Here is an 11,735-nt window from a genome sequence, read left to right as displayed (position 1 = left end):
TTTGCGACAGCCTTATGGAGAGGAACATGGAAGGAGCGCTTCAATTCACTCGAGCGACTATCTTGGCCAGTGCTGTACTACTGGAAAAGATGACACAGGCAAAATTTGACCAGATGGTTCAGCGACTGAGCTTGGACAACCAAGTACCGTCTGGAGACGGAACCAGCGTGCCCAAGAAGGTGGTTCAACTGAGTCACCAGGTTTTGCTCAACCCTCATCAACAGTTAGTAACGAAAGAAGGACTAATAACTGTCGCGGAGGCGCTTATTCGGGAGGCTGTTGCGCTGATGCATGAAGGTAGTACAGAAGCGCCTCAGGAGCGCCTGAGGCGTTGCTTGGCGAGGGATGGTTTTGAGGTCTCGTGGAATGGTGGCGCGTGCGCTCAAGGCACCCCTCCCTGGCTGCGGTGCTCGCTACCTACGAATGTGAATCTTCCTCAGGCCGACAACGAACTTCACGCTCTGCTCAATCACTTCGATATGCGTATAGCCGTCGCCCACCTAGACCAGGCCATCGACTGTCATACACGCGGAGATTGGGCTGCCGCGAATGCACAGTTTAGGACTTTCATAGAGCAGTTGATTAATGACATATCGGCCAAGGCATTTCCGGGACAGGATGCTGCCAGTCACACGTTGAACAACCGAATTCAATTACTGGGTAGAGAGGGTTTCTTGTCAGAACCTAGGGGCGAATGGGGGAACGACGGCAAGGGCTACATACAAGGGTTGCTCCGGATGCTTCATAGCGAAGGGTCGCATCCCGGAATCTCTAACGAGGAACACTCTACGTTCAAGTTCCATCTCACGCTCATAACGGCCAGTACGCTTTTGCGAAGGCTTCGTATGGGGCCGGTTTAAGCTGCAACGTGCGTTTCCCTTAGCTGTAGCTATAAGGCCTCAGTTTGAGGAGTAACGAGTTACCAAGCCCTGAGATGGTCGCTAACGTTCCTCTTGCAGCGGTTTGCTGTTTTCGTCAGCCGTGTCGTCTCTGCTGACTTGTACGCTCCTGGCCGGTTCGGCCGTTGAACAATGACGGTAATGGGGCGACTTCTACCAGCCTAGGTCAACTGTACTAGTCAAGTCCGAAGCAAACGACTGTTCAAGTCGAGTGCAAATAAGGGCCCGTCTGTGCAATTAATCACTGACGGGTGTGGTTCGTTCAAGCTAGCTTTGCTGCGAGCTCTTCGGCGGTAATGTTGTAATAACGCTTCAGCATATTCACCTCCCGATGCCCCGTCACGCTGGCCAGCTCAATCAAGTTCGGCAGCTTAGTCGCAAGTCGACAGGTTGCTTCATGCCGCAGGTCGTGAAACCGTAGATCGATCAGGAAGTCTTCCTGTGGCGTTACTTTTTCCACCCCGCAATCTTTCAAGTATTTCAGCCTGGCTCGCTCCAGGCCCCGCACAAAGGCCTTCTTGAGCGCATCAGGCGTGGTGGGGAAGACGCGACCGCACAGCGAGCGAGGCAAGTCTTTTAGCAACTGAACGGCCTTTGGTGACAGCGGGACGGTTCTGGACAGGCCGTTTTTCGTAGCAGGAAGGTGCGCGGTTCTGCGATCTAAGTTTACGTGCTTCCAGCGCAGCTCAAAAATTTCGCCACGGCGCATGGCTGTCTCGATCGCCAGTTGGACGATGGGCCGTATCCATGGATTGTGTGAGGCGTCGGCATAGGTGCCGTCAGCACGGCGTTCACGAAGCTCCAGGGCGTTGAGGATGTATTGCTCTTCAACTGGGTCGAGCCGCCGCGAGCGTTCGTCGTTGTAGCTGGGACGGCTGACCATCCTGACTGGGTTCTCGGCAAGATGAATTCCCCATTCGCGGCGAGCGACCTCAATCACGCATTGGAACAGTGCGAGTTCACGTTTCACCGTATTGCCCTTCCGGATCTTCAGGCGCTCATCACGGTAGCGTGCAAAATCTGAAGAGGTGAGGGTGGCAACGATGCGTGTCGCCAGCGGGTGACGCTTGAGCGCTTCCAGACGTTTGATTTCCGAATACGCGCCTTTGTGTTTCGGTGCGATCTCGGAGATGTAGCGATCAATGAGTTGATGAAAGGCGGTGCGTTCAGCCTCGACGCGAGAGACAAAAATACCCCGGTCGATTTCGCTTTCGATCATGCGTGCCCAAGCTTGGGCATCGGATTTGGTTTCGAAGGTTTTGCGCTGGGCTGGGTAGCCCTTACGGCGTATTTGCGCTTCCCACTGATACTCGCCGCGATTCCTGATTGTTGCCATTTCGACCATTCCCGCCACTTTTGAGTGTGGCAAATTTGTGGCAAAAACGACTTTCAGGACTAGGACAGGTTTCTGTCAGGAGCGCTATCCCCTTGTAATACAAGGGAAAGAAGGTGGTGCACCCGGCGGGATTCGAACCCACGACCCCTGCCTTCGGAGGGCAGTACTCTATCCAGCTGAGCTACGGATGCTTGTGCGGGCGACATCATACCCATGTCGTCCTTGGGCGTCCATGCTGGTGTTTGGCGCTAGACCGGTAGGAAAAGGCCCTAAGTCGGGCGCCGGTAGTAACGGTGTGGGAACGTGGCGGGAGCGCGCTGATCTGAAAGTTCTGGCTAATGCGCCATTTTCGTTCTTTTTTTCGAACAGACTATTGCCCTGTACCCCCATTGATCCTAGGATTCGTTTGAGATTTCAAACGCTCTGTCTCCCGTGCGCATTCATCTTTCTCGCGTGCTGGGGCTGATTTCCCTGACGGCAGCCCACAAGGCGCCTTTCAACAACTCTAATTCGCTCCGCGTGCGCGCGGTGCTGTTAAGGAAAGCCGACATGCAGCTTAAAGATACCCAGTTGTTCCGCCAGCAAGCCTTTATCGATGGCGCTTGGGTCGATGCGGACAATGGTCAAACCATCAAGGTCAACAACCCTGCCACGGGCGAGATTCTCGGTACCGTGCCAAAGATGGGCGCCGCGGAAACCCGCCGTGCCATCGAAGCCGCCGACAAGGCCCTGCCGGCCTGGCGTGCGCTGACCGCCAAGGAGCGCGCCAACAAGCTGCGCCGTTGGTTCGAACTGCTGATTGAAAACCAGGACGACCTCGGTCGCCTGATGACTCTCGAACAAGGTAAGCCGCTGGCCGAAGCCAAGGGCGAAATCGTCTACGCCGCGTCCTTTATTGAGTGGTTCGCCGAAGAAGCCAAGCGCATCTATGGCGACGTGATCCCCGGCCACCAGCCCGACAAGCGCCTGATCGTGATCAAGCAGCCAATCGGCGTGACCGCAGCTATCACTCCTTGGAACTTCCCTGCCGCGATGATCACCCGTAAAGCCGGCCCGGCCCTGGCCGCCGGTTGCACCATGGTGATCAAGCCTGCGTCGCAAACCCCGTTCTCGGCCCTGGCTCTGGTTGAGCTGGCCCACCGTGCCGGTATTCCGAAAGGCGTGTTGAGCGTGGTCACCGGCAGCGCTGGTGACATCGGCGGCGAGCTGACCAGCAACCCGATCGTGCGTAAATTGTCCTTCACCGGCTCGACTGAAATCGGTCGTCAACTGATGGCTGAATGCGCCAAGGACATCAAGAAAGTCTCCCTGGAACTGGGCGGCAACGCGCCGTTTATCGTGTTCGACGACGCGGACCTGGATAAGGCCGTCGAAGGCGCGATCATCTCCAAGTACCGCAACAACGGTCAGACCTGCGTCTGCGCCAACCGCTTGTACATCCAGGACTCGGTCTACGACGCGTTCGCCGAAAAACTGAAAGTGGCGGTGGCCAAATTGAAGATCGGCAACGGTCTGGAAGACGGCACCACCACCGGCCCGCTGATCGACGAAAAAGCCGTGGCCAAGGTTCAGGAGCACATCGCGGATGCCTTGAGCAAAGGCGCCAAGCTGTTGGCCGGCGGCAAGGTCATGGAAGGCAACTTCTTCGAACCGACCATCCTGGTCGACGTGCCGAAAAACGCCGCTGTCGCCAAGGAAGAAACCTTCGGCCCGCTGGCGCCGCTGTTCCGTTTCAAGGACGAAGCCGAAGTGATCGCGATGTCCAACGACACCGAGTTCGGCCTGGCTTCCTACTTCTACGCCCGCGACCTGGGCCGTGTGTTCCGCGTGGCTGAAGCCCTGGAATACGGCATGGTCGGCGTCAACACCGGGTTGATCTCCAACGAAGTGGCGCCGTTCGGCGGCATCAAGGCCTCAGGCCTGGGCCGTGAAGGCTCCAAGTACGGGATCGAGGACTACCTGGAAATCAAATACCTCTGCCTGGGCATCTAAGCCCCGGTTTGGCATTGCAGTAAACGCAAAGGGCACGAGAGCGCTGACCCTTTGCGTGTTTCACACCGTTATTCGTAGTGGCCGGGAAAGCTGTGGCAGTCGATCATCGCATGCTGCCGTAGTTGCCTCCCCGCCACGTATTCCTTGGACCACGCCACCCGATGAGTGGCGAATGAGGACTTTATGAGCAAGACCAACGCATCTCTGATGAAACGCCGCGAAGCCGCTGTACCACGCGGTGTTGGCCAGATTCACCCGATCTTCGCCGAATCCGCGAAGAACGCCACCGTGACCGACGTTGAAGGTCGCGAGTTCATCGACTTCGCCGGCGGTATCGCCGTGCTGAACACCGGCCACGTGCACCCGAAAATCATCGCCGCCGTGACCGAGCAACTGAACAAGTTGACCCACACCTGCTTCCAGGTACTGGCTTACGAGCCGTACGTAGAAGTGTGCGAAAAGATCAACGCCAAGGTGCCAGGTGATTTCGTCAAGAAAACCCTACTGGTCACCACCGGTTCCGAAGCCGTTGAAAACGCCGTGAAAATCGCCCGTGCCGCCACGGGCCGTGCTGGCGTGATCGCTTTCACCGGCGCTTACCACGGCCGCACCATGATGACCCTGGGCCTCACCGGCAAAGTCGTGCCTTACTCGGCCGGCATGGGCCTGATGCCAGGCGGCGTGTTCCGCGCGCTGTACCCGAACGAGCTGCACGGTGTGAGCGACGACGATTCCATCGCCAGCATCGAACGCATCTTCAAGAACGATGCCGAGCCGCGTGACATCGCAGCCATCATCATTGAGCCGGTGCAGGGCGAAGGCGGTTTCTACGTCGCGCCTAAATCGTTCATGAAGCGCCTGCGCGAGCTGTGCGACAAGCACGGCATCCTGCTGATCGCTGACGAAGTGCAAACCGGTGCCGGCCGTACCGGTACCTTCTTTGCCATGGAACAGATGGGCGTTGCCGCCGACCTGACCACCTTCGCCAAATCCATCGCTGGCGGCTTCCCGCTGGCCGGTGTGTGCGGCAAGGCTGAATACATGGACGCCATCGCTCCAGGCGGCCTGGGCGGCACCTACGCCGGTAGCCCGATCGCGTGCGCCGCTGCGCTGGCGGTGATGGAAGTGTTCGAAGAAGAGCACCTGCTGGACCGCTGCAAAGCAGTGGGCGAGCGTCTGGTGACCGGTCTGAAAGCTATCCAGGCCAAGTACCCGGTGATCGGTGAAGTGCGTGCCCTGGGCGCAATGATCGCGGTCGAGTTGTTCGAAGACGGCGACAGCCACAAGCCAAACGCTGCGGCCGTTGCCTCTGTGGTAGCCAAGGCGCGCGACAAGGGTCTGATCCTGCTGTCCTGCGGCACTTACGGCAACGTGTTGCGCGTCCTGGTCCCGCTGACCTCGCCGGACGAGCAGTTGGACAAAGGCTTGGCGATCATCGAAGAGTGCTTCTCGGAGCTGTAAGCGCAAGCTGACCTCTGCGACAGAAAAAACCCGCTTCGGCGGGTTTTTTTGTGCCCGTTGCCGCGTATTCAGGCCTTGTTCATTGTACGTATGGGCTTGCGTTGTCTAAGGTTGCAGCATTGCCGATGGAGCGTGCTGGATGACTGCTGTTGATTTACCGGCTGTACCCCGTGTGTTGATTGCCGAGGCGGATCCCTGGTCGCGGGATCTGCTCAAGCAAGTGCTGTTGAATGTGCGTTGCGACGCGCGGCTGGATGTGTGTGCCGATGGGCAGCACGCGGCTACGTTGCTGCGCGAAAAGGGCTACGACCTGATCCTGGCGGATTGGGAGCTACCGGGCATCGACGGCCTGAGCCTGCTGCGCAATGTCCGCCAGCAACGCCGCTCGCCCGCGTTACCGTTTATTTTGCTGAGCAGTCGCAATGACAGCGCCAGCGTGCGTGAAGCCTTGCCCCTGGCGCCCACGGCGTACCTCACCAAACCCCTGAACATGGAAAGCCTGACCCAGCGCCTGCAGGATCTGCTGCTTAATGAAGGCGAAAACGTGTACTGCGAAATTCCGCCGCTGGCGCCCGGCATGACGTTGCCCGTGTTCCTGGAGCGTCGTCGCGAAGCGTCTGATGGCGCGCCGTTGCGTGTCGATGTGAAAGCTGCCGTACAAGCCAGCCTCGGGCCTGATGGCCTGGACCTCAAACGCCTGGAAGACCTCGTGCGCATGGACCCGCAGATCACCGCCGTGCTGGTCGCTGCCGCCAACAGCGCCGGCCATCACGGCAAGCCGGTGCAGACGCTACCGTCGGCCTTGCACAAGCTCGGCGCTGGGCAAAGCATGAACCTGATCCTCGGCCTGGCTCTCAAGCACAATGTGGTGCTGGGCGACCCGGGCTTGGAGGCCTACGCCGAGCGTCATTGGCAGGTGTCCCAGGACACCGCCGACTTTGCCGGTCGCCTGGCGCGCATGTTGGAGCTGGATCACGAGCGCTGTTACGCCGCCGGCATTCTGCATCGGCTGGGTGATTTGGCATTGCTGCGCTGCCTGGAAGACTGGCGCCAGGGCGGCGGGGCGTTGGATGACGAAGCAATTGGTGAGTCCCTTTACACCTTCGGCGCCGCCTTTGGTTCGGCGTTGCGGGCGCGCTGGCGCTTGCCGCTGGAGTTGCGCCAGCTGATCGCCGCGATTTATTCACTGGAGGGCGGGGTGTATGCCCGGGATGCGCTAGTGGTGAACCTGGCGGCGCAGATGGCACGACTGACCGAACATGAAGGTCTGGAAGCGCTGGCCGTGAGCAAGACCGCGCGCTTGCTCAAGATCGGTTTGTCTGAGCTGACGCGGGTGCGCAAGGCCTAGAGGGTGATGACATTCAAGCCCTTCCCACAGGTCATCTCTGCTGTTGCATAGAGTGGGGGATGAGCCTAACCCGCAATCACGCGGTTCTTGCCCTGGCGCTTCGCCTCATACATGGCGGCATCGGCCCGGGCGAACAGGCTGTCCAGGGTCGAGTCTTCTTCAGTGAGGCTGGCCAGGCCCTGGCTGATGGTCACGCCGAACGCTTGGCCTTCGTAGCTGAAACTCAGCTCTTGGATTTCCTTGCCCAGGCGCTCAGCCACTTGCAAGGCCATCTCCGGCGCGCAACCCGGCAGTACGGCCGCAAATTCTTCGCCGCCAATGCGCCCGAACAGATCACCACGGCGTAATACGCCACGACCACTCTCGGCGATACGCCGCAGCACCTGGTCGCCTTCCAGGTGGCCATAGGTGTCGTTGACGTCCTTGAAATCATCAATGTCCAGCAACAGGAAGGCCAGTTGCGCGCCTTGGGCACAGGCGGTGTCGAAGGCCTGGTTGGCGCATTCGAAGAAGTGCCGGCGGTTGCTGCTCTGGGTCAGTACGTCGGTGGTGGCGAGACGGTGCAGCTCCAGTTCCAGCTGCTTCTTGTCAGTGATGTCTTCGGCCATGCCCACGACGATCAGCGGCTCGCCGGGCTCAGCCTGCTGGTTGATGTAGCACTTGTCGCTCAGCCAGCGGATCTGACCGTCGGCGGTGATAATGCGGTATTCGCGATCTTCCACGGCGCCCTGTTCCAGCACGCGGGCCAGGCTGTGTTCGGCGTAGTCGAGGTCTTCGGGGTGAATGCTGTTGCGCCATTCCCGATGATCGGCCAGTAACAGCCCGGTCGAACGGCCGAATATCCGCTCGTAGGCCGGGCTCACGTAGAGCACGCGGCGGGTCTCCCAATCGATGGCCCAGAGCACGGCATTCACACTGACCAGCAGTGAGCTCAGCAATTGCTCGCGCTCGCTCAACCGCTCGACTTCGCCCTGGGCATGCACCAGTGCCAGCAGGGTCGCTGCCGCAGCCGGACGCGGGGGGTCAGCGGTAGCGATGTCGGTAGGAAAGGGCATTTCGTGAACCATCGGCACAACTCTCTCTGGGCGCGCCGCAGGATTTAGCAGCGGTCACAACAAGGGGCCACCATGATGGCGAAGTGTTCATTGAGAGAGGGTAAATGCGATGAAGTTCCGTGAACGGTGCCGATTGGCGGTGCCCGGAAAATGACGCCAAAAAGAGGATGCGTGGGAGGGCAAGCCCTCCCACGGCTTTGTCAGACTGCCGCAGGACGCAGCGAATAGGTCTTCAATTGGTGGGCGAAATCCCGCAGGGACTGGATGCCGCTGGCCTCGGCCTCGTGCACCCATTCCTTGATGGCGGCGAGCATATCGTGGCCGTTGGTGCTGGTCTTGAGCCAGATCTGCTGCAATGCCAGGCGCTTTTCGTAGATCACTTTCAAGGCCTGGCTGTGTTCCAACATGCTTTGGATGCGTAGGTGGTGGCGGTCATCCAGCAGGCTGGTTTCCCGCGACAGCAGGCGTTTGGCACGGTGGAACTGGTGGCGCACCGAGTGATCGACCTTTTCCAGCTCCTGCTTGACCAGCGGGCCGATCACCAACTTGCGGTACTGGGCCATGATCTGGAAGCGGTTGTTGAGGATCGCCATGGCAGTGTCCATGTCCAGATGGCCTTTGCCCTCGACGCGATGAGCAATCGGCGCCACACGCTGGACCTTGGCCAAGCGCAGGAAACTGAACAGCTTGATCCACGCCCAGCCCAGGTCGAACTCCCACTTCTTAACCGACAGCTTGGCCGAGTTGGGATAGGTGTGGTGATTGTTATGCAGCTCTTCGCCGCCGACGATGATGCCCCACGGCACCAGGTTGGTCGCCGCGTCACGGCATTCGAAGTTGCGATAGCCCACGGCATGGCCCAGGCCGTTGATTACGCCGGCGGCCCAGAACGGGATCCACATCATCTGGATCGCCCAGATGGTGATGCCGATGGTGCCGAACAGCAGGAGGTCGATTACGCCCATGATCGCCACGCCCAGCAGCGGGTAGGGGGTGTAAATCTTGCGTTCGATCCAGTCATCCGGGCAGTTCTTGCCGTAGATGCGCAGGGTTTCGGGGTTTTCGGCCTCGGCGCGGTAGAGCTCGGCGCCTTTGCGCAGCACCGTGGACAGGCCCTTGATCACAGGGCTGTGCGGGTCGTCGACGGTTTCGCACTTGGCGTGGTGTTTGCGGTGGATAGCGGTCCACTCGCGGGTGTTCTGCGCCGTGGTCAGCCACAGCCAGAAGCGGAAGAAGTGTTTCAGGCCGGCATTGAGCTCCAGGGAGCGATGGGCTGAATAGCGGTGCAGATAAACCGTGACCCCAACAATTGTCACGTGGGTCATCAACAGAGTGACTGCAACCAGTTGCCAGGCTGACAGGTCAAGAAAACCGTTGTACCACATAGGCTGTTTGGCCCTCTGATAAAGAAAAAAATAGCACCCGCATTATCACTGGCTTTAAGGATAAAACCAGTCACCGTTTCAGATAAGACTTACAAGGTGTTTCCTAATCTATAATCTCGGCGCGTTGTAGGACGATTCTGTTTTTTTAGTAAGGACTACTGGCCATATGCTGTTTTCATACCGAGGTGCCCTGCGTGTGGGGCTGGTATACCTGCTGGTTTCGATTGTGTGGCTCCAGCTCAGCAATCAGATATTGATCAACTTTCTCGATGAACGGGGGGAGTTGGGGTATTGGCTGCAGATGCGCGGCTACGTGTGGGTGGCCCTGAGTGCCTTGGCCATTTACTTCTTATGCGCGCGCTTTGCTCGGGCCCAGCAGTTGCAGCAACCCCTGAAGGAAAACCTCGATCGGTTGCGCCAGGCGGCTGCGGTCTTCGACTGCACCCGTGAAGGCGTGTTGGTCACTGACACCAGGGGCCTGATCGTGCACGTAAACCGGGCATTCATGGAGATCACCGGCTACCAGCGCGCAGACGTCATGGGTCAGCAGCCCAGCCTGTTCAAGTCCGGGCGCCATTCGTCGAATTTTTACCAGCAGATGTTCCAGACCCTGGAGCGCACCGGTGAATGGAGCGGAGAAATCTGGAACCGGCGCAAAAGCGGCGAGATTTATCCACAGTGGCAAACCATCCGGGTGATTCACGATGACCAAGGCCACATCAGCCATTACGTCGCGGTGTTTTCCGACATCAGTGCCATCAAGGATTCCGAGCACGAGTTGGCGCACCTGGCGCATCACGATCCACTGACCGACCTGCCCAACCGCCTACTGTTCACCGACCGCGCCGAGCAGGCGCTGGCCTCGGCGCAACTGCACAAACGCGGCTGCGCGCTGCTGTTGCTGGACCTGGACCACTTCAAGATTATCAATGACAGCCTTGGCCATAACGTCGGCGACCAGTTGCTCAAGCTGGTGGGCGAGCGGCTCAATACGCTGTTCGGCCCCGGAGTGACCCTGGCGCGACTGGGCGGCGATGAGTTCGCGGTGCTGGCGGAAAGTTGTTCACAGGTGATGCAGGCGGCGGCATTGGCGCAGCGCATGCTGGACGTGATGAAGCAACCGTTCATCTTCGACGGCCATCAACTGTTTATCAGCGCCAGCATCGGCATCAGCCTGTTTCCCAACGATGCATTGAGCGCGGAACAACTGCTGCGCAACGCCGACTCTGCGCTGTTCAAGGCCAAAAGCGTGGGCCGCGAGGGCTATGCCCTGTACACCGAAGAACTCACCGCCCACGCGCAAAACCGTGTGGAAATCGCCAGCGAACTGCGCCGCGCCCTCGACCAGCAGGAGTTGCGCGTCTACTACCAGCCTGTACACGACCTGCAAGGCAGCCGTCTGGTCGGCGTCGAAGCCTTGGTGCGCTGGCAACATCCGGAACGTGGCCTGGTGCCTCCGGGCGAGTTCATCCCCATCGCCGAACGTACCGGTTTGATCGCCGATATCGACGCGTGGGTCTTGGAGCAGGCCTGCCGCCAGATGTGCCAATGGCTGGCCGATGGCGTGCTGCTGAGCTTTATTGCGATCAACGTGTCCAGCCGTCTGTTTGCCCGTCGCGAACTGTACGAGCAAGTCGCCCAGGTGCTGCACGCCACCGGCCTGGATCCGGCTTTCCTGGAGCTGGAAGTCACTGAGAGTGCAGTCATGGACGACCCTGAGGAAGCCCTGGAGCAACTGCACCGCCTGCGTGAGTTGGGCTTGCGCCTGGCCATTGATGACTTTGGCACCGGCTATTCGTCCCTGCTGCGCCTCAAGCGCCTGCCGGTGCAGAAGCTGAAGATCGACCAGGGCTTTGTTGCCGGGGTGCCATGGGATGACGACGACGCGGCGATTGTGCGCGTGGTGATCGCATTAGCGAAAAGCATGGGCATGCAGGTACACGCTGAGGGGATTGAGCAGATGGAACAGGCGCGGTTCTTGTTGGAGCAGGGCTGCGATTTGGGGCAGGGGTATTGGTTTGGAAAGCCGGTGCCGGCGCAGGACGTTGACTGGGGCCGCGCGCCCACCATCCAGACTTGAAACGCATTCCAATGTGAGAGGGGGCTTACCCCCGATTTCGGTGTGTCAGGCCGAACATTGGTACCTGATTCACCACCATCGGTGGCAAGCCCCCACCCGCATTTTGGAACTTCAAAACGCGTTATTTCGGCGCTCGGGCGCAAAACCCGCTCGCAACCCCACGTCCCATCAGAAAATTC

Annotated in this window: 8 protein-coding genes and 1 tRNA gene; 5 read left to right on the top strand and 4 right to left on the bottom strand. The window is 59.3% G+C overall.

Annotated elements, in window-relative coordinates; all coding sequences use genetic code 11:
* Positions 1 to 26: 26 nt before the first annotated feature.
* Positions 27 to 860 carry a hypothetical protein gene (locus tag ACKZ62_RS27580; protein WP_447096103.1) on the top strand — a complete coding sequence of 278 codons (834 nt, stop codon included), beginning with the start codon at positions 27 to 29 and terminating at the stop codon, positions 858 to 860.
* A gap of 301 nt (positions 861 to 1,161) precedes the next feature.
* Here ACKZ62_RS27580 and ACKZ62_RS27575 read toward each other — a convergent pair whose 3' ends face one another.
* Entirely contained in the window at positions 1,162 to 2,244 is a 1,083-nt protein-coding gene (locus ACKZ62_RS27575) for a site-specific integrase (protein WP_447096102.1), read from the bottom strand.
* A 105-nt stretch (positions 2,245 to 2,349) separates the two neighbouring features.
* A tRNA-Arg gene (locus tag ACKZ62_RS27570) sits at positions 2,350 to 2,426 on the bottom strand.
* Positions 2,427 to 2,784: 358 nt separating this feature from the next.
* Here ACKZ62_RS27570 and gabD point away from each other — a divergent pair.
* The 3 genes from gabD (at position 2,785) to ACKZ62_RS27555 (ending at position 7,036) form a co-directional block, all read left to right on the top strand.
* Positions 2,785 to 4,227, top strand: coding sequence for an NADP-dependent succinate-semialdehyde dehydrogenase (gene gabD / locus ACKZ62_RS27565; protein ID WP_095186318.1), 1,443 nt, complete (start codon positions 2,785 to 2,787; stop codon positions 4,225 to 4,227).
* A 183-nt stretch (positions 4,228 to 4,410) separates the two neighbouring features.
* On the top strand, positions 4,411 to 5,688 hold the full coding sequence (gabT, locus tag ACKZ62_RS27560) for a 4-aminobutyrate--2-oxoglutarate transaminase (RefSeq protein ID WP_032884867.1): 1,278 nt from the start codon (positions 4,411 to 4,413) through the stop codon (positions 5,686 to 5,688).
* Between the two features lie 139 nt (positions 5,689 to 5,827).
* The gene (locus tag ACKZ62_RS27555) at positions 5,828 to 7,036 is read left to right on the top strand and encodes an HDOD domain-containing protein (protein ID WP_032884869.1); all 1,209 of its coding nucleotides are present in this window, start codon (positions 5,828 to 5,830) and stop codon (positions 7,034 to 7,036) included.
* A gap of 65 nt (positions 7,037 to 7,101) precedes the next feature.
* Here ACKZ62_RS27555 and ACKZ62_RS27550 read toward each other — a convergent pair whose 3' ends face one another.
* Positions 7,102 to 8,103, bottom strand: coding sequence for a sensor domain-containing diguanylate cyclase (locus ACKZ62_RS27550; protein WP_032884871.1), 1,002 nt, complete (start codon positions 8,101 to 8,103; stop codon positions 7,102 to 7,104).
* Between the two features lie 188 nt (positions 8,104 to 8,291).
* The gene (gene desA, locus ACKZ62_RS27545; protein WP_032884873.1) at positions 8,292 to 9,476 is read right to left on the bottom strand and encodes a delta-9 fatty acid desaturase DesA; all 1,185 of its coding nucleotides are present in this window, start codon (positions 9,474 to 9,476) and stop codon (positions 8,292 to 8,294) included.
* 166 nt (positions 9,477 to 9,642) lie between these two features.
* Between desA and dibA the strand changes: the two genes are divergently transcribed.
* The gene (gene dibA, locus ACKZ62_RS27540) at positions 9,643 to 11,556 is read left to right on the top strand and encodes a phosphodiesterase DibA (protein ID WP_099602115.1); all 1,914 of its coding nucleotides are present in this window, start codon (positions 9,643 to 9,645) and stop codon (positions 11,554 to 11,556) included.
* Positions 11,557 to 11,735: the final 179 nt, after the last annotated feature.

The organism is Pseudomonas sivasensis, from assembly GCF_052938085.1.
This window is presented reverse-complemented; position numbering and strand designations above follow the sequence as displayed.

Excerpts from the sequence above, each read along its gene's own strand:
- ACKZ62_RS27580 (WP_447096103.1), top strand. The coding sequence starts at position 27 with ATGGAAGGAGCGCTTCAATTCACTCGAGCGACTATCTTGGCCAGTGCT.
- ACKZ62_RS27575 (WP_447096102.1), bottom strand. The coding sequence starts at position 2,244 with ATGGTCGAAATGGCAACAATCAGGAATCGCGGCGAGTATCAGTGGGAA.
- gabD (WP_095186318.1), top strand. The coding sequence starts at position 2,785 with ATGCAGCTTAAAGATACCCAGTTGTTCCGCCAGCAAGCCTTTATCGAT.
- gabT (WP_032884867.1), top strand. The coding sequence starts at position 4,411 with ATGAGCAAGACCAACGCATCTCTGATGAAACGCCGCGAAGCCGCTGTA.
- ACKZ62_RS27555 (WP_032884869.1), top strand. The coding sequence starts at position 5,828 with ATGACTGCTGTTGATTTACCGGCTGTACCCCGTGTGTTGATTGCCGAG.
- ACKZ62_RS27550 (WP_032884871.1), bottom strand. The coding sequence starts at position 8,103 with ATGGTTCACGAAATGCCCTTTCCTACCGACATCGCTACCGCTGACCCC.
- desA (WP_032884873.1), bottom strand. The coding sequence starts at position 9,476 with ATGTGGTACAACGGTTTTCTTGACCTGTCAGCCTGGCAACTGGTTGCA.
- dibA (WP_099602115.1), top strand. The coding sequence starts at position 9,643 with ATGCTGTTTTCATACCGAGGTGCCCTGCGTGTGGGGCTGGTATACCTG.